The sequence below is a fragment of the Pseudomonas cerasi genome (genome assembly GCF_027983475.1).
Classification (GTDB): Bacteria; Pseudomonadota; Gammaproteobacteria; order Pseudomonadales; family Pseudomonadaceae; genus Aquipseudomonas; species Aquipseudomonas cerasi.
Window position 1 is genome coordinate 1,073,411 of record NZ_JAQJVM010000003.1, and the last position, 23,039, is coordinate 1,096,449.

23 protein-coding genes are annotated in these 23,039 nt (G+C 58.0%); 10 read left to right on the forward strand and 13 right to left on the reverse strand.

Annotation, left to right across the window (positions count from 1 at the left end; translation table 11 throughout):
* Positions 1–123 precede the first annotated feature (123 nt).
* Together PI739_RS20340 and PI739_RS20345 are read left to right on the forward strand one after the other, a co-directional pair.
* Positions 124–1,218, forward strand: a complete 1,095-nt coding sequence (locus tag PI739_RS20340) for a HEAT repeat domain-containing protein (RefSeq protein WP_024663677.1) — start codon at positions 124–126, stop codon at positions 1,216–1,218.
* Between the two features lie 485 nt (positions 1,219–1,703).
* Positions 1,704–2,066: a histone-like nucleoid-structuring protein, MvaT/MvaU family gene (locus tag PI739_RS20345; protein WP_003364441.1), complete on the forward strand. Its 363-nt coding sequence runs from the start codon at positions 1,704–1,706 to the stop codon at positions 2,064–2,066.
* Between the two features lie 471 nt (positions 2,067–2,537).
* Here the strand turns inward: PI739_RS20345 and PI739_RS20350 are convergent, their stop codons facing one another.
* A complete protein-coding gene (locus PI739_RS20350; RefSeq protein WP_161437854.1) occupies positions 2,538–3,146 on the reverse strand; it encodes a DUF4946 domain-containing protein in 609 nt (202 codons plus the stop codon).
* 100 nt (positions 3,147–3,246) lie between these two features.
* Here PI739_RS20350 and gloA point away from each other — a divergent pair, with 100 nt between their 5' ends.
* Positions 3,247–3,768, forward strand: a complete 522-nt coding sequence (gene gloA, locus PI739_RS20355; protein WP_003364444.1) for a lactoylglutathione lyase — start codon at positions 3,247–3,249, stop codon at positions 3,766–3,768.
* Positions 3,769–3,861: 93 nt separating this feature from the next.
* Here the strand turns inward: gloA and ahpF are convergent, their stop codons facing one another.
* The 3 genes from ahpF to PI739_RS20370 all read right to left on the reverse strand — a co-directional run bounded on the left by ahpF (position 3,862) and on the right by PI739_RS20370 (position 7,182).
* Positions 3,862–5,424 carry an alkyl hydroperoxide reductase subunit F gene (ahpF, locus tag PI739_RS20360; protein ID WP_271352152.1) on the reverse strand — a complete coding sequence of 521 codons (1,563 nt, stop codon included), beginning with the start codon at positions 5,422–5,424 and terminating at the stop codon, positions 3,862–3,864.
* Between the two features lie 124 nt (positions 5,425–5,548).
* Complete coding sequence (ahpC, locus tag PI739_RS20365) at positions 5,549–6,112, reverse strand: alkyl hydroperoxide reductase subunit C (protein WP_002553298.1); 564 nt, start codon at positions 6,110–6,112, stop codon at positions 5,549–5,551.
* Between the two features lie 110 nt (positions 6,113–6,222).
* On the reverse strand, positions 6,223–7,182 hold the full coding sequence (locus PI739_RS20370; RefSeq protein WP_058417359.1) for a site-specific integrase: 960 nt from the start codon (positions 7,180–7,182) through the stop codon (positions 6,223–6,225).
* Between the two features lie 177 nt (positions 7,183–7,359).
* Here PI739_RS20370 and PI739_RS20375 point away from each other — a divergent pair, with 177 nt between their 5' ends.
* Positions 7,360–8,370, forward strand: coding sequence for a DNA-binding protein (locus PI739_RS20375; RefSeq protein ID WP_054081008.1), 1,011 nt, complete (start codon positions 7,360–7,362; stop codon positions 8,368–8,370).
* A gap of 10 nt (positions 8,371–8,380) precedes the next feature.
* Here PI739_RS20375 and PI739_RS20380 read toward each other — a convergent pair whose 3' ends face one another.
* The 3 genes from PI739_RS20380 to galU form a co-directional block, all read right to left on the reverse strand.
* A complete protein-coding gene (locus PI739_RS20380; protein WP_044309390.1) occupies positions 8,381–9,655 on the reverse strand; it encodes a hybrid sensor histidine kinase/response regulator in 1,275 nt (424 codons plus the stop codon).
* Positions 9,656–9,747: 92 nt separating this feature from the next.
* On the reverse strand, positions 9,748–11,106 hold the full coding sequence (gene gorA / locus PI739_RS20385; RefSeq protein WP_003364454.1) for a glutathione-disulfide reductase: 1,359 nt from the start codon (positions 11,104–11,106) through the stop codon (positions 9,748–9,750).
* Between the two features lie 102 nt (positions 11,107–11,208).
* Positions 11,209–12,048 carry a UTP--glucose-1-phosphate uridylyltransferase GalU gene (gene galU / locus PI739_RS20390; RefSeq protein WP_003364457.1) on the reverse strand — a complete coding sequence of 280 codons (840 nt, stop codon included), beginning with the start codon at positions 12,046–12,048 and terminating at the stop codon, positions 11,209–11,211.
* Positions 12,049–12,422: 374 nt separating this feature from the next.
* On the opposite strand from galU, the gene PI739_RS20395 reads away from it, so the two are divergent.
* A complete protein-coding gene (locus PI739_RS20395) occupies positions 12,423–12,704 on the forward strand; it encodes a hypothetical protein (RefSeq protein ID WP_003400694.1) in 282 nt (93 codons plus the stop codon).
* Positions 12,705–12,759: 55 nt separating this feature from the next.
* Here the strand turns inward: PI739_RS20395 and PI739_RS20400 are convergent, their stop codons facing one another.
* Entirely contained in the window at positions 12,760–13,113 is a 354-nt protein-coding gene (locus tag PI739_RS20400; RefSeq protein WP_003411257.1) for a hypothetical protein, read from the reverse strand.
* A gap of 167 nt (positions 13,114–13,280) precedes the next feature.
* Between PI739_RS20400 and PI739_RS20405 the strand changes: the two genes are divergently transcribed.
* The 3 genes from PI739_RS20405 to alkB are packed head-to-tail and all read left to right on the forward strand — an operon-like array spanning position 13,281 to position 14,494.
* Positions 13,281–13,586, forward strand: coding sequence for a DUF1883 domain-containing protein (locus tag PI739_RS20405; RefSeq protein ID WP_003364463.1), 306 nt, complete (start codon positions 13,281–13,283; stop codon positions 13,584–13,586).
* A 14-nt stretch (positions 13,587–13,600) separates the two neighbouring features.
* A complete protein-coding gene (locus PI739_RS20410) occupies positions 13,601–13,783 on the forward strand; it encodes a hypothetical protein (RefSeq protein WP_003364465.1) in 183 nt (60 codons plus the stop codon).
* 24 nt (positions 13,784–13,807) lie between these two features.
* On the forward strand, positions 13,808–14,494 hold the full coding sequence (gene alkB, locus PI739_RS20415) for a DNA oxidative demethylase AlkB (RefSeq protein ID WP_054081010.1): 687 nt from the start codon (positions 13,808–13,810) through the stop codon (positions 14,492–14,494).
* Here alkB and PI739_RS20420 read toward each other — a convergent pair whose 3' ends face one another.
* From PI739_RS20420 to gnd, 4 genes are read right to left on the reverse strand one after another with little or no spacing between them, the layout of a single operon-like run.
* The gene (locus PI739_RS20420; protein ID WP_054081011.1) at positions 14,495–16,312 is read right to left on the reverse strand and encodes a glycoside hydrolase family 15 protein; all 1,818 of its coding nucleotides are present in this window, start codon (positions 16,310–16,312) and stop codon (positions 14,495–14,497) included.
* A gap of 50 nt (positions 16,313–16,362) precedes the next feature.
* The gene (locus PI739_RS20425) at positions 16,363–17,172 is read right to left on the reverse strand and encodes a Cof-type HAD-IIB family hydrolase (RefSeq protein ID WP_054081012.1); all 810 of its coding nucleotides are present in this window, start codon (positions 17,170–17,172) and stop codon (positions 16,363–16,365) included.
* Positions 17,165–18,697, reverse strand: a complete 1,533-nt coding sequence (gene zwf, locus PI739_RS20430) for a glucose-6-phosphate dehydrogenase (RefSeq protein ID WP_004413763.1) — start codon at positions 18,695–18,697, stop codon at positions 17,165–17,167. The genes PI739_RS20425 and zwf overlap by 8 nt, the downstream gene beginning before the upstream one ends.
* On the reverse strand, positions 18,697–19,722 hold the full coding sequence (gnd, locus tag PI739_RS20435) for a phosphogluconate dehydrogenase (NAD(+)-dependent, decarboxylating) (protein ID WP_072366055.1): 1,026 nt from the start codon (positions 19,720–19,722) through the stop codon (positions 18,697–18,699). The genes zwf and gnd overlap by 1 nt, the downstream gene beginning before the upstream one ends.
* Positions 19,723–19,985: 263 nt before the next feature.
* Between gnd and PI739_RS20440 the strand changes: the two genes are divergently transcribed.
* A complete protein-coding gene (locus PI739_RS20440) occupies positions 19,986–20,159 on the forward strand; it encodes a DUF6026 family protein (RefSeq protein ID WP_003364475.1) in 174 nt (57 codons plus the stop codon).
* A 161-nt stretch (positions 20,160–20,320) separates the two neighbouring features.
* Here PI739_RS20440 and PI739_RS20445 read toward each other — a convergent pair whose 3' ends face one another.
* On the reverse strand, positions 20,321–20,812 hold the full coding sequence (locus PI739_RS20445; protein ID WP_003364477.1) for a GNAT family N-acetyltransferase: 492 nt from the start codon (positions 20,810–20,812) through the stop codon (positions 20,321–20,323).
* Between the two features lie 616 nt (positions 20,813–21,428).
* Between PI739_RS20445 and glgA the strand changes: the two genes are divergently transcribed.
* The gene (gene glgA / locus PI739_RS20450; RefSeq protein WP_003364480.1) at positions 21,429–23,027 is read left to right on the forward strand and encodes a glycogen synthase GlgA; all 1,599 of its coding nucleotides are present in this window, start codon (positions 21,429–21,431) and stop codon (positions 23,025–23,027) included.
* Positions 23,028–23,039 lie beyond the last annotated feature (12 nt).

Genomic DNA, 23,039 nt, shown 5'->3' on the forward strand with positions numbered 1-23,039 from the left:
AACCCCCGCGCCCGATCAGGCCGCGGGGCTTTTTTTGCCTGAAATCCGGCTGCATCATGATTGCCGTTTGACAGCTGCCAGCCACTCCCCGAAGCTGCAACCCGTCAAGCATTGGAAATCGATATGCCCAGACTTTCTACCATGGGGTTATCGCCTCAACCCACTTCTCGACGTCGCTGGCTGATCGGCGCAGCGGCTGCAGCGCTGCTGATGCTTTCGCTGGTTTTCTGGTGGTGGCGCACGCCCGTCCAGACCGCGCCCGCCAGGTTGAGTCATACCTATGCCCAGGCGCTGGAACAGGCACACGACGGTAAACCGGGTGCCGCGCGCGTGCTGTATCAACAACTGGGACGGACTGACCTGTCTGACACGCAACGCATCAGCCTGCTCGCCGAACTGAGCGACTATCCCAGCCCCCAGGCCCTCAAGTTGCTTGATGCGGCCTTGAGTAACCCGTCCGCGCAAGTGCGCGAAGCGGCCATCGATGTCAGTGTCAGGCTGGTCTCCAACAGTCAGCGCAGTCTGTTGCTCGGCCCCCTGCTGGATGACGCCGAACAATCCGTCAGGTTTCGCGCCACCAGCGCCCTGCTTGGCCTCTCACCTGATGAGCTGGGCCTGTACTTTGCCGTTCTGCAGCAAAGTGCCGAGGCGTTTCAGGAGTCACTCAAGAGCCAGCCGCAAAGCGCACAAAACCAGCTGCAACTGGCCAGGCTGTATCTGCAGACCGGCGACCTGGAACCCGCGCTCGCGGCGCTACAGCGCGCCACCGCGCTGGACCCGGGCAATATCGAAGCAGCGCTGGCGCATATCGAATTACTGGACCGCAAGGGCCAGGCCGAGCAGGCGCGCAGCCTTTTCGCGCAACTGCTCGAGCATAACCCTGGCTCGTCCCTGCTCCAGCATGCCCTCGGCATGTGGCTGCTGAACCACGGCCAGGCTGAATTCGCCGTGCTCAGCCTGGCCAAGGCCACGGAACTGGCGCCCGATAACAACGACTATCGCTATGACCTGGCGGTTGCCCTGCACTCGTTGAACGAGCTTGAAGCGGCACAGCGGCAGTTGACTCAGATCGTTCAAAACCAGCCCGCCAATCGCAAGGCCAGAGTGCTGCTGATCCAGTACTGGAAAGAGAACGGTCAGCTGCAGAACGTGCAGATTCTGCTGGCCGAGCTCGAACAGCAGAACCCGGATGACCCTGTGCTGCAACAGGGACTGTAGGGTCAGAAACGCAACGCCGAGACAGGCCAAAGGCTATCTTTGCATGGTCTACACGCCTTTCAGTCCGCGGCGTTCGCACTGCTCTGCCATTTCCTCATCCGATAGTCCTATTGCCTGTCGGATATTTCTCTTTTTAAGCTACCCACTCTCTCATGACACGTTTTCCATCCGTGGCTAATATCGGAAATAACTTACACTGCCCCTCCGCGTACAACACGGACATCATCCCCTATATCCAACATCGTCTCCCCGCTTCATTTAACGAATTTGAAAAAGGCTATTTTCTAACTGAAAAAAAAAGTGCATCATTTGCGGGCGACTGAGTTATAAATACCCTCTATCTGCGCAATGACAAGCCGCGAAGGCCAAGTTTCAGCATAGAAACCGCAGGTATCGGGCACCCTCGAGTGAGCGAATCGGTCATCAGTTTTGTCTCATCGCTTTATAGGGCTGACAACAGCCATTACATTGTTGGAGTATATTAATTGTCCAGACTTGCCGAGTTTCGAGCAGCAGAGAAAGCCCTTCAGGAACAGCTTGCACAGCTGGAATCGTTGAAGAATGACGCCGGATTGAAAAAGGAGATCGAATTCGAGCAAAAGCTCCAGGACCTGATGGGCACCTACGGCAAAAGCCTGCGTGACATCATTGCAATCCTTGACCCTGCAAGCGCTACCTCACTGGTCGCACCCGCAGGTCCAAAGCGTCGCCGCGCACGTGTGGTCAAGGTTTACCAGAATCCGCACACGGGTGAGCTGATTGAAACCAAGGGCGGCAACCATCGCGGCCTCAAGGCGTGGAAAGAGCAATACGGTGTAGACACTGTTGATTCATGGCTTCGTGCCTGATTGCAAGTTGTCACTTGAAGCCCTGCACGTGCAGGGCTTTTTTGTCTGCGCCGCTGCATATGATCACCTGCGCACTGCAGCTTTTTGCCCGGACGCACACACAGTTCCTTTCGTTGGACACCGGGAATTCATATACATGATTGAGTGAACTGCCCGGTACATATACTTCAGGGCACCGGGAAAATACCGCGAGAATAATGACGCCAATAAATCTGGATTATGCGATTCAGCACACAGTTACAAACCTGAACAGTCCCTGAAGTGTGTAGAGTAATTATTCAGTTTGGCGGTGTAATGAGATACATCCTTATTTGTTTCTCAATGATTCGGCGCGTCGAAGAGCACCACATTCGCAGCACAGCGGAGCTTCACACTTTTTTCACATGCACTCTCGGATGATGAAGACCGCTAAAGGAATAGCGCCCCATGCCCGCCTCGGCGGGCTTCTTTTTGCCTGCGAAAAGGCAGAGGTCACTGCGTATCGTCCAGGCGCAGACTCTCGCGAATACGCAGTGCCTCATCCTTGTTGTTCGCATAGCCGTCTGCCGATCCCGCATAGGACAACGACCAGGCCAGCTCCTTGCTGGCGGCCGCGACCAGTGTCTGGGTCAGCACGTGCACACCATTCTGAGTAATGGTGCAGGTGGTTTCGAGTGCGGGCACGACGCTGAGTCGACTTTCACGGACATGCGTGCAAGCGCTCTGCAGTCCGCTCCGGGCAAAATTGACCTGAATCGACTTGCGCATTTCCAGCAGAACGCCCTGGACATTGACTTCATGCCCTGGCGTCAGGCGCGTCTGGGTGAGTTCCATGACCATCAGCGGATTTCCACTTTGATCGTTTTTCACCGCGCGCTGTCTGACTTGCACGGAAGGTTGAACGGGCTCGCCCGACTCGGTCGGTATCGACTCGACCTCCCAGCCTGCGGGCCAGACGATCATTGCATCGGCGGCATGCACCTGTGCAGTGCCCAACAGCAGGAACAGGCAAAGGCTTGGCACGGAGCGTCGGTAGTGCGAAAGGATCATGATCGGGTCGCCAGAACGGATGACCCGAAATTCTGAGCCTGTTGTCGGCATCGAGCAAGGCCGACGCGACGTTATCCGAGCCGGGTTTGGCACTGCGCGCCCTGCCCCGTATCATTTGGCATTATTTGTACATTCTGTTGGAGACACATTGATGAGCTTGCACGAACTCAACACATTACCGGGCGTCACAGCCGATCCTGAAGCGGCCACCCGGCAGTTTGTGTTCAATCACACCATGCTGCGCGTCAAGGACATTACCAAATCGCTTGATTTCTATACCCGCGTACTGGGCTTCAGCCTGGTCGAGAAGCGTGACTTCCCGGAAGCCGAATTCAGCCTGTACTTCCTGGCGCTGGTCGACAAGGCACAGATCCCGGAAGACGACGCCGCCCGCAACGAATGGATGAAGTCGATCCCCGGCATTCTGGAGCTGACCCATAACCACGGTACCGAAAGCGATGCCACAGCGTCTTACCATAACGGCAACAGCGACCCGCGCGGCTTTGGCCATATCTGCGTGTCGGTGCCGGATGTGAAAGTCGCCTGCGAGCGTTTTGAAAGCCTGGGCGTCGACTTTCAGAAGCGCTTGTCCGATGGCCGCATGAACAGCCTGGCCTTTATCAAGGACCCGGACGGCTACTGGGTAGAGATCATCCAGCCAACGCCGCTCTGAGACTGCCGGTGATCGCTTCGGCAAGGGGCGATCCGCGTAGAAAGCAAAAAGCCCCGTGATCGCTCACGGGGCTTTTCGTTTACCGCTCTCCGATCAGGCAGGGGCGGAGGTACGGATCAGGTGGTCGAAGGCGCTCAGGGAGGCCTTGGCACCTTCGCCCAGGGCGATGATGATCTGCTTGTACGGTGCAACCGTCACGTCACCAGCAGCGAAGATGCCTGGCACCGAGGTTTCACCGCGAGGATCGACCACGATCTCACCGCGCGGCGACAACTCGATGGCACCTTTGAGCCACTCACTGTTGGGCAGCAGGCCGATCTGCACGAAGATACCTTCGAGCGGTACGTTGATCTCTTCGCCTGTGGTGCGGTTCTTGTAGCGCAGGCCGTTGACCTTCTGCTCATCACCTGTCACTTCAGTGGTTTGCGCACTGGTGATCACGGTCACGTTCGGCAGACTGTGCAATTTGCGCTGCAGCACCGCGTCGGCACGCAATTGCACGTCGAACTCCAGTAGAGTCACGTGAGACACGATACCTGCGAGGTCGATTGCAGCCTCGACACCCGAGTTACCGCCACCGATGACAGCGACGCGCTTGCCTTTGAACAAAGGACCGTCACAGTGCGGGCAATAAGCCACACCCTTGTTACGGTACTGCTGCTCACCCGGCACGTTCATCTCCCTCCAGCGTGCGCCAGTGGCAAGGATCAGCGTCTTGGCCTTGAGGCTGGCACCGCTGGCAAACTTCACTTCGTGCAACTCGCCGGCTGCGCCAGGAATCAGCTTGTCGGCACGCTGCAGGTTCATGATGTCGACTTCGTACTGCTTGACGTGCTCTTCAAGCGCCACGGCCAGCTTCGGCCCCTCGGTATGTTGTACCGAGATGAAGTTCTCGATGGCCATGGTGTCGAGCACCTGACCGCCGAAACGCTCGGCAGCAACACCGGTGCGGATGCCTTTACGCGCAGCATAGACTGCCGCGGCCGAGCCAGCCGGGCCACCGCCGACGACCAGCACATCGAAAGCCTTCTTGGCGTTGAGTTTTTCCGCCTGACGCGCACCGGCGCCGGTGTCGATCTTGGCCAGAATCTCTTCCAGGCCCATGCGGCCCTGACCGAACAACTCACCGTTCAGATAGATGCTGGGCACCGACATGATCTTGCGATCGGTGACTTCTTCCTGGAACAGTGCACCGTCGATAGCGACGTGCTTGATACCAGGGTTCAGCACTGCCATGAGGTTCAGGGCCTGGACGACGTCCGGACAGTTCTGGCAGGACTGCGAGAAATAGGTTTCGAAATGGAATTCGCCCTGAAGTGCGCGAACCTGTTCGATGGTTTCCGCACTGACCTTGGGTGGATAGCCGCCGACTTGCAGCAGCGCCAGGACCAGCGAGGTGAATTCGTGACCCATGGGGATACCGGCAAAACGCAGGCTGATATCGTGGCCAGGGCTGCTCAGCGAGAACGACGGCGTACGTGCGTCGGTGCCGCTGTCATTCAGGGTGACGTCCTTGGAAACACTGATCACATCATTGAGCAGTGCAAGCATTTCCTGAGACTTCGCGCCGTCATCAAGGGACGCGACGATCTCGATGGGGCGAGTAACCCGCTCCAGATAGGATTTCAACTGGGCTTTAAGATTGGCGTCCAACATGTGGCGGCTTCCTGTTTACAAAGGGTAGAAATAACAACGCCCAGGCGATTACCGCCCGGGCGTTTTTTGGGGCGATGCGGTTTACTTGCTCAAGAGCTCAACGCCCCCAGCCGATTCATGCGACTCAGATCTTGCCAACCAGGTCCAGGGACGGAGCCAGAGTAGCTTCGCCTTCTTTCCACTTGGCTGGGCAGACTTCGCCCGGGTGAGCGGCAACGTACTGAGCAGCCTTGATCTTGCGCAGCAGCTCGGAAGCGTCACGACCAACGCCACCGTCGTTCAGTTCGACGATTTTGATCTGACCTTCAGGGTTGATCACGAAAGTACCGCGATCCGCCAGACCGGCTTCTTCGATCAGCACGTCGAAGTTGCGGGAGATGGTCAGGGTCGGGTCACCGATCATGGTGTACTGGATCTTGCCGATTGCTGGCGAAGTGTTGTGCCATGCAGCGTGGGCGAAGTGGGTGTCGGTCGAAACGCTGTAGATTTCAACGCCCAGCTTCTTGAACTCTTCGTAGTTGTCAGCCAGGTCTTCCAGCTCGGTCGGGCATACGAAGGTGAAGTCGGCCGGGTAGAAGAATACGACAGACCACTTGCCTTTGAAGTCAGCGTCCGAGACGTCAACGAAAGCGCCGTTCTTGAACGCGGTAGCCTTGAACGGTTTTACTTGGCTGTTGATGATAGGCATCGGTATATCTCCTGATGGGTTGGATGGGTTGTGAATTCGATGGAGTGAAGCTTACGCATGATCGATGACAATCGCTCATTGGCAAACCTGATGTCACTGATTGCTTTTCACTATGAAGGCAGCTTATCGATAGAAGAAACCTTCGGACCGCTCCCCGCCTCCGATGGGCTCAGGAACGGAGCGGCATCAATGTAGCGCATCGCCGACTTGATGTCCCTCCAGCCTACATAGGACATCAGTGACTTGAGGTCCCAGCCGTTGCTGTGCGCCCAGCTTGCAAAACCGCGACGCAACGAGTGGCTGGTGTAGCGCTCGGCGGCGATGCCTGCACGCTGGAGCGCCTGACGCAGCAACGGGATGATGCTGTTGGCGTGCAACTCCTCCTCTTTAAGGTTACCCCAGCGGTCCACTGCCCGAAAGACCGGACCGCGTACCAGCGCGGTACAGTTGATCCACTCTATATAGGCCTGAACCGGGCAAAGCCGCTGCAAGGCCGGGGTCTGATAGGTGCGGCCCAGATTTTCTCGATCGCCTTTGCTCCGCGGCAAATACAGGCTGATTCCCGAGTTGGCGATGGCCTTGACGTCCTGTACTTGCAGGCGGCATAGCTCGTCACTACGAAACCCGCGCCAGAACCCCAGCAGGATCAGCGCCGAATCGCGTCGGCCGCGCAACAGCCGTGGCTGATCGTGTTGTGCGCTTGCTTCGCGTATTTCGATCTCCAGCCAGGCGATGACTTTTTCCAGATCCTGCAACTGCAAGGGCTCGGCCTGCTTTTCCTGTGCGGGGTGCAGCGCACGAATGCCCTTGATGACCTTGCGCACCATCGGTGCCTTGGTCGGATCGACAAAACCCTGGCTGACGTGCCACTGAGCCAGCGCTGACAAACGCAGCTTCAAGGTGTTCACCGACAGCGTCCCGGCATGGCTGGCCAGGTAACGCGCCACGCTTTCGCTGGTCGCCGGCAGAAACCCGCCCCATGTCACCTCGAAATGCTCGATGGCAGCCCGATAGCTGCGGCGCGTGTTGTCGCGGGTCGCCGCCTCGATGTAGCGATCAACGTCATTCATGGCTCAAACCTGCTCGGGTGTACCGGTAAGGGCGCCGTAAAGGGAGCTGAAGACGCCTGACACGGGATAATACGCCAATATCCCGTGTTAATTAATTCAAAAAATGGCTAATTATTTCAAAACATATAGTATGTAATTACAGAGTACATACCACAGTATGAAATCGTAGGAGACAGCATGGCCCGTGGCGGTGTAAACAAGGCGTTAGTGCAGAAAGCGAGAGCGTCCCTGCTGTCCCGAGGCGAAAACCCCAGCATCGACGCGGTACGTATCGAAATGGGCAATACCGGCTCGAAAACCACTATCCACCGCTATCTGAAGGAGCTTGAATCCACGCAAGCCCCAGCGCCGGATATCAATGAGGAATTGAGCGATCTGGTCGCGCATCTCGCCCAAAGGCTTCAGGAACAGGCGCAAGAGCGTATTGATCAGGCGCGCGATGAATATCAGGCCGAGCGCGACACCCTGCAGCGGCAACTTGCGGGCACTCAAGAGCAGATCAGCCAGCTGGAAAAACACGCACAGCAGCGTGAACAGGCTCTGGAACAGCAGGCCGCCGCCCTGCTCCACACGCAAGGCACACTGCAGGATGTGCAGACAGAACACGCCCGGTTGCTTCAGGCCAATCAGGACCTGGAGGCACGCCTGCGCGACAAGGACGGGCAGATCCATTCGCTTGAAGAAAAACACCAGCACGCCCGCGAGACACTGGAGCACTATCGCAACTCGATCAGGGAGCAACGCGAGCAGGAGCAGCGACGCCACGAAACCCAGGTTCAGCAGCTGCAAATGGAACTGCGACAGGCACAGCAAGGCCTTGCCATGCACCAGGAAAACATTACACAGCTCAATCGAGATAACGAAAGGTTGCTGGCTGAAAATCGCAACACCCTGCGCGAACTGCACAGCCAGACCGACCAGCTGAAGCAGGCCAACACGCAGAATGCCGCCTTCGCCGAACAACAGCACCACACCCGCACCCAATGCGCGCTGCTGGAAGAAAGGTTACGCAGCGCGCAGGACGAAAACACCGCACTTAAACAAGGCATGACCGATGCGCAGCAACAGAGCCGCATGCTGGAACTGCTGCTGACCAAGAAGGAAGCGGCACTGGAGAACCTGCAGACAAGGCTCGATCAGCCGGACAAACCCAAAGCCACCAGAAAGAAACCATCAGACAAAGCCTGATCAGCAAGCTTCAGGCCAGCGCTATCTCGCCGCATGGCAGATGCAAATCAACCCGGGTGCCCTGACCTTCGGCGCTTTCTATATGCACGTGTCCGCCGGCTTGCCGGGTAAAGCCGTAGACCATCGACAAACCCAGGCCGGTTCCCTGGCCTACCGGTTTGGTGGTGAAAAACGGATCGAACACCTGATCGATAACATCCCGAGCAATGCCACAGCCGTTATCTTCAACACTAAGCTGTACGTAGTCGCCAGGCAGCAGACCGTCTTTTTGCGTCTCCAGCGTTAACGCGCGGCTGCGCACGCACAACCTCCCTCCGACAGGTACGGCATCGCGCGCGTTGATGACCAGATTCAACAAGGCATTTTCCAACTGATGCTCATCGGTGCGCACCGCGCTCAGCCCCTCCTCCAGCTCGATCTCCAGGTGCGCATGAGCGCCGACCGTCCCCCGCAACAACTCTTCCATGGAGCGGACCATGCAATTGACATCCACCACGGTGACGTTAAGCGACTGCCGACGGGCAAATGTCAGCAGCCTGCGGGTCAGTGCAGCAGCACGGTTTGCAGAACTCGCTGCGGCATCCAGGTAGCGATCGACCTCACTGACACGCCCGGCAGCCACACGCAGCCTGATCATGTCCAGTGCGCCAATCACGCCGGAAAGTACATTGTTGAAGTCATGGGCGATACCACCAGTCAACTGACCGATAGCATCCATCTTCTGCGCATGGCGCAAGACCTCTTCAGCCATCGCCCGCTCGGCAATTTCAGCCTGCAACAGCTCATTTGCAGCTTCCAGCTCACGCGTGCGCTCGGCGACGCGCAACTCCAGACTTTCGTTGAGTTCGCGCAACGCCTCTTCTGCATTGACCTGAGCGGTGATGTCGGTGTGAGTACCCAGCCAGTGGGTAATGTGCCCCCTTGCGTCGCGCAGCGGCAGCGCACGCGAAAGGAACCAGTTGAAAGCGCCGCCCTTGCCACGTATCGGAAATGTATCTTCCCAGATCGAGCCAGTGGAAAAGCAGTATTGCAGACGCGCCATCACGCGCTCGCGATGTTCGGGGTGCAGAACCGAGCGCCACCCCAGGGCAGTCATGGCCTCGAGCGAAGCGCCGGTGTACGCATGCCAACGCTCGTTGTACCAATGGATTTGCCCGCGGGGGCTGGCAGTCCAGGCCAGTTGACTCATGTTGTCAGCCAATGCCCTGAACTGACGCTCGCTTTCACGCAAGGCATCAATGTGCTGCGCGACTTCGCGGTCCTGCTCGGCAGAATGCAATGGCATTCTGGCCGGTGGCTGCTCTCTATTCACGTCGGGATCCATCCTCTCGAAACTCTTACCCCGGAGTTCTTCCTGAACTCCGGGCGTTGCGTGACTTAACGTTTGACAGGCGTCCGCATGGTAACGAACTCTTCTGCCGCGGTCGGGTGTACCCCGATAGTATCGTCGAATACCTGCTTGGTCGCGCCAGCCTTGATGGCAATGGCCAGGCTCTGGACGATTTCGCCAGCATCCGGCCCGACCATATGGCAGCCCAGCACACGATCGGTTTTGGCATCGACGACCAGCTTCATCAATGTGCGCTCCTGATCATCGGTCAGGGTCAGCTTCATCGGCCTGAAACGACTCTCGAAAATCTGCACATCGTGCCCGGCCTTGATTGCATCCTCTTCGGTCAGACCGACCGTACCGATGTTCGGCAGACTGAAAACCGCCGTCGGGATGTGATTGTAGTCTACCGGGCGATACTGCTCGGGCTTGAACAGTCGGCGCGCGACCGCCATGCCTTCAGCCAGAGCGACCGGCGTCAGCTGCACACCCCCGATGACATCGCCGATGGCCAGGATAGAAGGCTCGCTGCTCTGGTAATTGTCATCGACCTTGATATAGCCGTGCTCGTCCAGCTTGACGTCGACACTGTCCAGACCGAGGTTGTCGAGCATTGGGCGGCGCCCTGTTGCGTAGAACACGCAATCGGTCTCGAGCGTGCCGCCACCTTTCATGGACAACAGCAGACTGCCGTCGGCCTGCTTGTCGATACGCTCGATATCGCTGTTGAAGCGAATCGTCATGTGGCGCTTGAGCAACTCTTCGTGAAGATGGGTGCGAACACCGCCATCAAAGCCACGCAAGAACAACTCGCGGCGATAGACCAGCGTGGTGTCGGCGCCGAGCCCGTTGAAAATCGAGGCGAACTCCACCGCGATGTAGCCGCCACCCACAACGACGACCCGCTTGGGTAGCGTTTTGAGATAGAACGCCTCGTTGGAGGTGATCGCGTGCTCGCGCCCTGGTACGTCAGGCACCTGGGGCCAGCCGCCGGTGGCAATCAGAATGCGCTCGGCACTGTAGGTCTGACCGTTGATTTCGACCTGCTGCGGGCCGGTCAATTTCGCATGCCCTTCAAGCAGCGTCACGCCGCTGTCGACCAGCAACTTGCGATAGATGCCATTAAGGCGATTGATCTCACGATCCTTGTTGGCGATCAGCGTGGCCCAATCGAACTGGGCCTCACCCAGCGACCAGCCGAAGCCCTTGGCATGGTCGAAATCCTCGGAAAAATGCGCCCCGTACACCAATAGCTTTTTGGGTACGCATCCTACGTTGACACAGGTTCCGCCCAGATAGCGGCTCTCGGCCACAGCGACCTTTGCGCCGAAACCGGCAGCGAAACGCGCCGCCCTGACGCCGCCCGAGCCGGCGCCAATTACAAACAGATCAAAATCAAAGGCCATCGATATCTCCTTGGCAGAGGCACAGCATAGCCGCTTGGCGGCCAGTCAGAAATGACAAAGCCACCCGAAGGTGGCTTTGTCCCGGGCGTCATCAATCAGAAATCAATGCGCTTTGCCGGTTTTGTAGAAATGCTCGAAGCAGAAGTTGGTCGCCTGGATGTAGCCTTCCGCACCACCGCAGTCAAAACGCTCACCCTTGAACTTGTAAGCGAGTACGTTGCCTTCGGCAGCCTGCTTCATCAAGGCGTCGGTGATCTGAATCTCACCACCCTTGCCCGGCTCGGTCTGTTCGATTTTCTCGAAAATGTCCGGAGTCAGGATGTAGCGGCCGATGATCGCCAAGTTGGACGGCGCATCTTCAGGCTTAGGCTTTTCAACCATGTTGGTCACGCGGAACAGGCCCGGCTTGATCTCTTCACCCGCGATCACGCCGTACTTGTTGGTTTCCTGCGGATCGACTTCCTGAATGGCGATGATCGAGCAGCCATAATGCTTGTGCAGTTTGACCATCTGCGCCAGCACGCCGTCACCCTCAGGGTTGACGCACAGGTCGTCCGCGAGAACCACGGCGAAAGCTTCGTTGCCGATCAGTGGGCGACCGCTCAGGATGGCATGGCCCAAACCTTTCATTTCGGTCTGACGGGTGTACGAGAAGCTGCACTCGTCGATCAGCTTGCGAATACCAACGAGGTACTTTTCCTTGTCAGTGCCCTTGATCTGGTGCTCAAGCTCATAGCTGATGTCGAAGTGGTCTTCAAGAGCGCGCTTGCCACGACCGGTCACGATGGAAATTTCGGTCAGGCCTGCAGCGAGGGCTTCCTCAACACCGTATTGGATCAGTGGCTTGTTGACCACCGGCAGCATTTCCTTGGGCATGGCCTTGGTCGCTGGCAGGAAGCGAGTACCGTAACCGGCTGCTGGGAACAAGCATTTCTTGATCATAAAAGTCCTTGGTAAGGGCTGTTGGTGTTAACGGCGCAGTCTAATGATGAGGCAGGCACCTTACAATGCCCCGCCTTTGGCCGTCCGATGCCATGATAGAGGAATACTCGTACAGATAGTTCCGCACTTTCTGGATATTGCCTTTACATAAAAGCAGCTCAAGGCACCGTCAAACTGCCCTCAAGGCCTGCGCGGCCGGACCTCAACACCGTTTCTCGACGACTGCGGACTTTACGCCCGGCTTCGCCAACGGCAAGCGGCGACAAGTGGGAGGCAGGCAGTTTATGATGCAAAACATGGCGGAACGATGGCACCCGTTATCAGTCCAACGCTCGCATTTGTTAATTCCCTGGCCTTATCTCGAAGCGAAAAACATGATCAGAATTTTGTCCATTATTGCTGTGCTGGGCCTCACCGGCTGCGCAACCGCCTCCAATACCTACCTGAAAAACGGCAAACAGGGCTTGAGCATCGACTGCTCCGGCGAGGCGATGTCCTGGGCAAGCTGCTACGAAAAGGCGGATGCTTCCTGTGCAGGCACAGGTTATGAAATTGTCGGCACAGATGGCACCCCGCAACCTGCCGAAAGCGACAAGACGCTGGGCGTGGACGTTGGCAACTACAAAAGCCGCAGCGTGCTGGTGGTCTGCAAGTAATCAGGTCTGCCGCCCTGTCCACCGCGGACAGGGCCAGCTGACCCGGCCTGACTGATCAGCCTGAAATGCACGCTTCGGCAGCGTTCTGCACATCCCTGAAACGAATGGGCACGTTGGAAAGTCGTTCGTAGACCTTGATCGTACTACCGCCCGAGCGGCTTTCGATATCCACTACTGCCGCGGGTGACTTGCTGAGTTTCTGCGCGACGATGACCCGCAGGCCGTCATGCCGAGGCTCGATCAGAGGCGGCTTGCGACTGCTGCTGATCTTGCCAGCGAAGCAATCGGCGTATTCCTGAGGATTTTTGCCCGACATCACGTTCATGGTGGGGGGTGTATGCTCAATGTCGTTCACTGTGGCACAGCCAGTCATTGCCAGGGCCAGGACTACTACAGCAGCCAGTTTCATACAAAGCCTCCAAATAAAGGTCCTACGACAAGCCCCAGCGCAATTAAATCCCGGCTGAGGCATTTTTTCCCGGAAACACGGCAAATTAATGCTCACCGACGTCAAATTGCGGGCGTCGCATGCTATCGTTTTGATTTTTCAGAAAAACCCCGATTTCGGAGCCCGTCATGAAATTCGTACACCAGCGTGAGCATCTCAACGAGGACGACCTTGTCGTCATCGAGTGCTCTCAGACCTGCAATATTCGCCTGATGAACGATGCGAATTTTCGCAGCTTTAAAAATGGTGGTCGGCACACCTATCATGGCGGCGCGTTCGACAGATTCCCGGCCAAGATCGCCGCGCCAAGCACCGGTTTCTGGAACATCACCATCGATACTGCAGGCCGCAAGGCAGACACCAACGCCGGACGCAAACTGCCTTTCACTCACAAGATCAAGATCGTCCGGCGCTCGACCTCTCGCCTGGGATGATGCAAGGAGTCACCGTGAACAATCCAGCCCCGCGTACGACCAAATTCGCTGTCAGCTATAAGCTCAATGGCGAACGCCGCTTCGAATTTGCCCAATTGCAATCGGCGTCCACCGAGGAAGCCGAAGCCGCCTTGAAGAAAATGCACGGCGAGAGCGACGACCTTATTACCGACGTCAAGGTCAGCAAGGCTCTCTGATACTCACCGGAGCTCGATCCGATCATGCAACGCAAAGGTGACACTCCCGCCACGCTGGACCTGTTCGCAGACCAGACGGCCCAGCCTCGCAGCGATGAGCGGATCGGGCCTGGGTCGTGGCTGTTCAGAGGCTTTGCGCTGACCGCCATGCCGCAACTGTTGGCCGCCCTTGAGGAAACGCTGGGCCTTTCGCCGTTCCGGCACATGCAGACCCCCAGCGGTCTGAGCATGTCTGCAGCGCTGAGCAGTTGCGGACAACTGGGCTGGATAACCGACCGTCATGGTTATCGATACACGGCAACCGACCCGCAAACAGGACAGGCCTGGCCGGCGATGCCGGACGCCTTCATGCACCTGGCGCAGGACGCCGCACTCGCAGCCGGCTATGCCGGGTTCGTGCCTGACGCCTGTCTGATCAACCGCTATATCCCGGGCGCCAGGATGTCCCTGCATCAGGACCGAAACGAACACGACCATCGCTGGCCAGTAGTGTCGGTATCACTGGGCATACCGGCCATCTTTCAGTTCGGCGGCCTGCTGCGCAGCGACAAGACTCAACGCATTTCCCTGTTTCATGGCGACGTGGTGGTCTGGGGCGGCGAGGACAGATTGCGCTTTCACGGCATTCTGCCCATCAAGCAGGCAGAACATCCGCAATTGGGTGAGCAACGGATCAACCTGACCTTTCGCAAGGCCGGCCGCGACAGCTGATCAGGCCTCTTCGAGCACGCCGGACGTCCGGGCCAGCGCCGGGCATACCGCCCGGTGCAGGTTAAGTGCTGTATTGATGATGCCGATGTGGCTGAACGCCTGCGGGAAATTGCCCAGCATGCGCCCGCCCTTCGGATCGTACTGTTCGGCCAGCAGACCAACGTCATTGCACAGACCCACCAACCGTTCGAACAGCCGCGCGGCATCATCAGCCCGGCCCAGCAAGACGTAGGCATCGGCCAGCCAGAACGAACAGACCAGAAACGTCCCTTCCCGACCGGCAACGCCATCGACACTGCGCTCGTTGTCATAGCGCAGCAGCAGACCATCCTGCATCAGCGTACGCTCGATCTGCGCGACAGTACCGATAACTCGCGGGTCTTCAGGCGCAAGAAAACCGGTCAGCACAATCTGCAGCAGACTGGCATCCACTTCTGTCGAGCCATAGGTCTGTACGAAGCTGCCAAGCTCGGCATCGAAACCGTGGCGACAGACATCGGCATGGATTTCGTCCGCCACTTTCCGGTAGTGCACTGCCAGCGCACGATCCTCATCGCTCTCGGCAGCCTGGGCGATCTGCGTGGCGTTACGGTCAAAGGCCACCCAGGCCATGACTTTCGAGTGCGTGAAGTGCCGCGGCTCGGAACGTATCTCCCAGATGCCCGCATCCGGCAGGTGCCAGATCTTCTCCAGATACGGCATGACCACCTTGGAAATCGCCACGCTGCGCGGGTGCTGCGCCATACCGCCGCGCAGCGCCTGGATCATGGCGTCGGCCACTTCGCCGTAGACGTCCAGCTGAACCTGCGTCGCCGCACCATTGCCGACGCGCACCGGCAGCGAGTTCTCATAGCCACCCAGCCAGGGCAGCTCGTACTCCTGCAAACGCCGCTCGCCGCCTACGCCGTACATGATCTGGATCTGTTCCGGGTTACCGGCAACCGAGCGCAACAGCCAGTCCCGCCAGGCCTGAGCTTCCTCGAAATAACCCAGATTCATGAATGCCAGAAGGGTCATGGTGGCGTCGCGCAGCCAGCAATAGCGGTAATCCCAATTGCGCTCGCCACCCAACTGTTCGGGCAGTGAGGTGGTCACGGCGGCAACGATGCCGCCGGTGGGCGCGTAGGTCATGGCTTTCAGCGTAATCAGCGAGCGCTTTACCTGAGCCGTCCACGGCCCGACGTCAGGGCAGCGATCAGAAAACTCGCGCCAGTAGGCAGCGGTGCTTTCCATAGCCTGGTCGGCATCGATCTGCTCGAGCAAGGGTGCAAAGGATGCCTGATAGGCCAGCGTGAAGACCTTTCGCTCGCCTTCATCGACGTGAAAACGGCTGGCGGTGTGATGATCCTGAGGATGCAGTGCCACAGGGCTGCGCAAAACCAGCATTTCCGGCCCGGCCACTGCCGTCAGGGTATGAGCATCCTTTCGCTCGACCCAAGGCACACTGCTGCCGTAATCGAAACGGATGGCGAGGTCTACAGCGAACTCGACCCGACCGGACAGCCCTACCACCATGCGCACCACGTGGCCGGAGGTCTTCATGGGCATGAAATCGATCAGCATGGCGCGACCGTCACGGGTTTCGAAAACGGTTTCGAGAATCAGCGTGCCGTCGCGGTAACGGCGCTCGACGGCGATAACCTCGGCGGTCGGCGCGATCTTCCAGCGGCCATGCTCATCACTCCCCAATAGAGCGGCGAAACAGGCCGTCGAGTCGAAGCGCGGGAAACACAACCAGTCCAGCGAACCATCACGGGCGACCAGCGCCGCCGTCTCGCAGTTGCCCAGCAATGCGTAGTCTTCGATCAGTGCAGCCATCCAGAAATGCCCGTCGTGATGATGATTCGTTAACGTGGGTAAACAGCTGATCAGGCGTTCAGGATGTAACGCTCGATGGCGTTGGCCACTCCGTCCTGCTCATTGCTATCAGTAACATGATCAGCCTGTCCCTTGACTGTCTGCTCGCCCTGCCCCATGGCAATCGACAAGCCTGCCTTGTGGAACATCGCCACGTCGTTACCGCCGTCGCCTATGGCCGCCGTACGCGACAGGTCGACGCCCAGATAGTCCGCCAGCGCGACCAGAGCGGAACCCTTGTTGGCCTCCAGCGCGGTGACATCCAGGTAGTATTTTTGCGAGCGGGCCGCCAGCGCGAGTCCTTCGATCTGCGGATTGAGCTGCGCCTCAAGGGTCTTGAGCAACTCGAAATCACCGCTGGCCGCGACGATCTTGTCGACGCGATCCAGATACGGCTCGAAACTCTCGACCTGAACATAGTCATAGCCCAGCGCATCGAGCTCATGATCGACGTAATCGGCGTCGGGATCGAGCAGCAGCCACTGATCATCGGCAAATACCCAGATGGCAACGTTCTGCCCGGCAAACAACTCCAGACAGATGCGAACGGCGCGCGGGTCAATGCGATGAGCCACCAACAGGCTGCCATCGGGATGAGTGATGGTGCCGCCATTGAATGCCACGGTGGGCAAATCCACACCCAGCGCTTCGATCACCTGGCGCATGGCCCTGGGCGGGCGACTGCTGGCCAGCGTGAAGTGAACGCCCGCATCACGCAGGCGCTTGATGGCGTCGATATTGGCTTGGCTAAGGCTGTGATCACGGCGCAGTAACGTGCCGTCGATGTCGGACAACAGGAACTGTACGGGCAGTTCAGACATTCAATTCTCTCCATTCCCGACCATCACGACTCAGCAACTCTTCGCCCGCTTGCGGACCATCCTTGCCAGCTTCGTAAAGCTGCACTTGCGGCTGCGCGGCCCAGGCGTCGAGGAACGGCTGCACTGCACGCCAGCCGTTCTCGATGTTGTCGGCCCGCTGGAAGAGCGTCTGATCACCGGTCAGGCAGTCATAAATGAGGGTTTCGTACCCGGTGGAGGGCTGCATCTCGAAGAAATCCTTGTAGGCGAAGCCCAGCGCGATATCTTCCATCTTCAGTTCCGGGCCAGGACGCTTGGCAAACAGGTCGAACCACATGCCTTCGTTGGGCTGGATCTGGATCCGCAAGTAGTTGGGCTTGAGCCGGTCGACTTCGGTATCGCGGAACTGCGCGTACGGAGCAGGCTTGAAGCAGATGGCGATCTCAGTGCTGCGAGCGCTCATGCGCTTTCCGGTGCGCAGGTAGAAAGGCACGCCCACCCAGCGCCAGTTGTCGACCATGACCTTGAGCGCAACGTAGGTCTCGGTGTTGCTGTCCGGCTCCACGCGATCTTCCTGGCGATAACCGACGACCTGCTTGTCGCCCATCACGCCCTTCGCATACTGGCCACGCACCGAATTGGCCAGGGCTTCCTCCTGGCTCCAGGGCCGGATTGCACCGACCACCTTGGCCTTCTCGCCGCGAACGGCATCGGCACCGAAAGCGGCAGGCGGCTCCATCGCAACCATCGCCAGCAGCTGGAACAGGTGGTTGGGCACCATGTCGCGCAAGGCACCGGTGTGTTCGTAAAAGCTGCCGCGGGTTTCGACGCCTACGGTTTCCGCAGCCGTGATCTGGACATGGTCGATGTAGTGATTGTTCCAGAACGACTCGAACAGGCCATTGGAGAAACGGCTGACCAGAATGTTCTGCACCGTCTCCTTGCCCAGATAATGATCGATCCGGTAAATCTGCTTCTCGCTCATGACCTTGAGCAGGCAGCCATTGAGCTCGACCGCACTGGCCAGATCGGAGCCGAAGGGCTTTTCGATCACGACGCGACGAAACCCGTTTTCGGTTTCCTGCAGCAAACCTGACGAACCCAGCCGCTGGGCAACCTCACTGAAAAACCGCGGCGCAGTGGCCAGATAGAACACCGCATTCGCGGTGCCAGTGCTCTCGATCTTGCTGGCGATGTCCTGATAAGTGGAATCGTCGAGGAAGTCGCCCTGCACATAACTGATGCGCTCGGCCAGCTTGCTCCACAGGGCCGGGTCGAGGGGATCCTTGCCACCGCCAGCAACCTTGCCGGCGGCTTCATCCCGAATGAAGTTCTCGAGCTTTTTCGCAAAGTCGGCATCGCTGATCGCATTGTGATCGACGCCGACGATATGCAGCCCTTCATCCACCAGACCGTCGCGTGACAGGTTGTAAAGCGCCGGCATCAACAGGCGCTTGACCAGGTCTCCATGCGCACCGAACAGAAACAGGGTCGTGGGTGGGGCTACCTCGGTTTTTTGCTCGGCACTGCCACGCGACAGGCCCATTACTTGGGTTCCTTGTGGCCACCGAATCCAAAGCGCATGGCGGACAGCATCTTGTCCGCGTACGAACTTGTCTGGCGAGAACGGAAACGCGCAAACAGGGCGCTGGAAAGAACAGGAACCGGAACCGCCTGCTCGATGGCCGCTTCGATGGTCCAGCGACCTTCGCCGCTGTCGGCAACCGAACCGGAGAAAGCATCCAGGTGCGGGTCGGTAGCCAGGGCATCGGCAGTCAGGTCCAGCAGCCAGGACGACACCACACTGCCACGACGCCAGACTTCGGCAATGTCGGCCGTGTTGAGGTCGAAACGCTGTTCAGGCGGCAGGTGTTCGGAATTTTTCTGTTTGAGAAGATCGAAGCCTTCGGCGAAGGCCTGCATCATTCCGTACTCGATGCCGTTGTGGATCATCTTCACGAAATGCCCGGAACCCGCAGGGCCGGAGTGGATATAGCCACGTTCGGCGCGGTCGTCGGTCGATTTGCGGTCACGAGTGCGCTCGATCGAGCCAAGGCCCGGAGCCAGTGTCGCGAACAGCGGATCGAGGCGCTCGACAACGGCGGCCTCGCCTCCGATCATCATGCAGTAGCCACGCTCAAGCCCCCAGACGCCACCTGACGTACCGACATCGACGTAATGCAGGCCCTTTTCAGTGAGCTCCTGAGCGCGCCGGATATCGTCCTTGTAGAAAGTATTACCGCCGTCGATGATCACGTCATCGGCGTCAAGCAACTCACTGAGGGTCTGAATGGTGTCTTCGGTGGGCGCACCTGCCGGGAGCATTACCCAGACAGCACGGGGCTTGGCGAGCGTGCTGACCAGTTCCTTCAGATCTGCGACCGCAGTCGAACCGTCATTGGCCAGGGCGTTGCGCGATGCTTCATCACGGTCGTACACCACAGTCGTGTGACCATTCAGCATCAGACGGCGTGCAATGTTGCCGCCCATGCGGCCCAGTCCAATAATCCCAAGTTGCATGAAGGTGCTCCTTAAATCGTAAAAAGGTGCCTCGCTTGCCGTCCAGCGCATCGACAGGTTACGAGCATGCTGATTAGTCAAGCGAGGCGGAACGTCGGTTCCCTTGCGAGAAGATGAAGACGCGAGCGCCCTCCTGTGGTGCATTTTGTCGCGATTAAGAGACATTCGCGACAATTAAAAATAAAAAAGTTCCAAAATCATGCAAAAGAAATCAAAATCGGTGCCGATAGAGAGGGTAAGCAGCGGCGGTCAGGGATTGAAAGTCATTGCCACGGGCCTCTCTGAGGTTGAATCCGCCATTTGCGAGGTGAGCAATGGGCACTGTACTACCAGCACTTGCACCACAAACCCTGTATGTCACTATCCGTCGTGACGAACTGCGCACATTAAAAGAAGAGCGCGAGCAGTTGCAGAAAAAAGTGGCTCATTTGAGCTCGATGCTGCAGCAATCGCAGTTATCCGCCCCCGTCAAGATGCTTCAGGCCTGACCGTAACTGTATCATCCTTCAAAACGCCTCAGGGCAAGCCCGATAACTCGGCTTGCCCACCTGACCTGCCCTCCTGTCGATCCCTGCAACCAGTTCCACTCTCCGGGCAGCGCACGTCTGCACCAGCGCCATCAGGAAAAGAACCCTGGCGAATCGGCTCTCTATAGCGTTTTTTGCCAGAACATCGCGCGCCCCATTTCAGGGCTCAACTGATAGTTGTCAAAACCAAGCTTTCTGTAGGCCCCCTGCGCAATCTCGTTGCCTTCCAGTACCTCCAGCGTCAGCTTGCAGCAGCCACGCTGGCGTGCAATCTCCTCGACCTTGAGCAGCATTTTCTGGCTGATACCGAGGCCTCGATATTGCGAGATCACCGCGACGTCATGAATATTGACCAACGGACGACAGGCAAAGGTTGAAAACCCCTCGAAGCAGTTGACCAGCCCCACCGGCTCTCCCGAGATAAATGCCAGCACACTGAACGCATACGGACGCTTCGCGAGTTCGATTGCCAATTGCTGGCGGGTGTCGTTCGACAGAGGCCGCCCCGTCCCCAAGGCATCCATTGAATACTCATTCAATACGAACCCGATTGCATCCGCGTGCACAGGATTGGTGTAACTCGCTTGCAGTACCAGTACCTCGGGGGCTTCCATTTCCATCCTCGTCAATTCAATCAGAGTGATTCAGTGAAATCAGTCATAGGGTAAACGCCTCAGGCCAACGTCAAGGCCGGGGCTTGCGGCCCGATTCTATCCTGCCCTGCTTCAAAATGTTCCGGCGCAGATGTAAGGATTTTCTCGTCGTGCCCGCAGATTGACCGCCACACGCACCCGGAAAAGGCGCTACGCACCGTTGCTGCTCATTACGGCCTGACAGCATCGGGATTTAGTGATGAAAACCAAACGCCTGGACGGGATTGTCCAACGATCCGACGACCGGTAATGAGCCCTACGGACGCCGAAAACAGCGGTAAAAAAGCGCAGCGACCGCCCGGCTGCTACCTGCAGCGTGCCATCACGTGCGGCGTCGAAGCCTGTTCCAGACATTCGCAAATAAAAAAGTCGAAACTTCTCCAAAACGGCCGGGTCAGCTGATTAGAGCATCTATGCTATTGGCTGACATCCGGTAATGGCGACATCACACCGCTTTGTCACTATGCATGGTCCAAACGGGTATCGATCTTGCGTAGTGCACGTATGTGTACCCGGCCATAGGAAATGGCCAATAAAAATCAAGTGATGCACCAAGACTGTTTTAAGGGGAAAATTGATGATTAGCGCCGCTGTGAAAACCCAGAAGGGAGAGAGTTTTAACCAGCCTGTCGGCGAGCTGACTCATCTGCCGGTGTTCTCTACCAAGAGCGTTCCTGTGCTGCAAATGCCAACGTCGACTGTTCAGCCTCAGTCGACCATGTCTCAAGTCAACAGACGCAAAGTGTTGTTCGTGACCTCCGAGCTGGCCGATCTGGTGAAAACCGGTGGCCTGGGCGATGTGTCTGCCGCACTGCCGCGAGCCATGCGCCACCTGCACGACGTGCGAGTGCTGATTCCAGGTTATCCGCAGGTCATCAACAGCGGTAATCCGATCCATATCATCAGCCAGCTGGGCGGGCATGCAGCGCTGCCGCCTTGCAAGGTGGGTCGCATGGACATGAAAGATGGCCTGGTGATCTACGTGCTGATCTGCCCGGAGCTTTACGAGCGCGAAGGCACCCCTTATGCCGACAGCACCGGCCGTGACTGGTCCGATAACCATATTCGCTTCGCCCGTCTGGGCCTGGCAGCTGCCGAGTTCGCCGCTGGCGAAGTCAAGAGCCAGTGGTGCCCCGAGCTGGTTCATGCCCACGACTGGCCAGCCGGCTTGGCGCCTGCTTACATGCGCTGGCGCGGGCAGTCCACGCCAAGCATCTTCACTATTCACAACCTCGCCTATCAAGGGACCGTGAGTACGACGTCGAGCCGTGAGCTGGGCATTCCGGACTCCGCCATTACCCCTGAAGGCATGGAGTTTTACGGCCAGCTGTCTTTCATCAAGGCTGGAATGGCCTTTGCCAGCCACATCACGACCGTCAGCGCCACCTACGCTCGGGAAATCACTACTCCGGAGTTTGGTTGCGGCCTGGAAGGCTTCCTGCAAAGCAAGGCCAACAAGGGTCAGCTCAGCGGTATCCCCAACGGTATCGACGAAAGTTGGGATGCGGCCACCGACGAACACCTGATCTGCCACTTTGCGCCCAATGAATGGATGCGCAAGGAAATCAACGCTGACTACGTTCGTGAGTTGTTCGAACTGGACGCCTCGACCGGGCCGCTGTACGCAGTGGTATCACGCCTTGTGTATCAGAAAGGTCTGGACCTGACGATCGGCGTCGCCGAACACATCGTCAACAATGGCGGGCAGATCGCAATCATCGGCCGCGGTGAACCCGAGGAAGAAGAGGCCATGCGTGAACTGGCGGCACGCTTCCCCGGGCGTATCGGCGTGCGCATAGGCTTCAACGAAACCGACGCGCGACGCATGTTCGCTGGCAGCGATTTCCTGCTGATGCCGTCCCGCTATGAGCCTTGCGGGCTGAGCCAGATGTATGCGCAACGCTTCGGCTCTCTGCCTGTCGCACGCAATACCGGTGGCCTGGCCGATACGATTGAAGACGGTGTCACTGGTTTCCTCTTCAACGAATCGACAGTCGAAAGCTACACCAAGGCCCTGGATCGTACTTTTCAGGTCTTTGCTCATCCCGAACTGCTCAACGCCATGCGCTGCCGTGCAATGGCGGCTCCCTTCAACTGGCATCAGGCGGTAGAGCCCTACGCAGATCTCTATCGCGATCTGTTGAAGAAAAACGTGAGTATTTCCAGCAACTACTAGGTTAAGGATTTA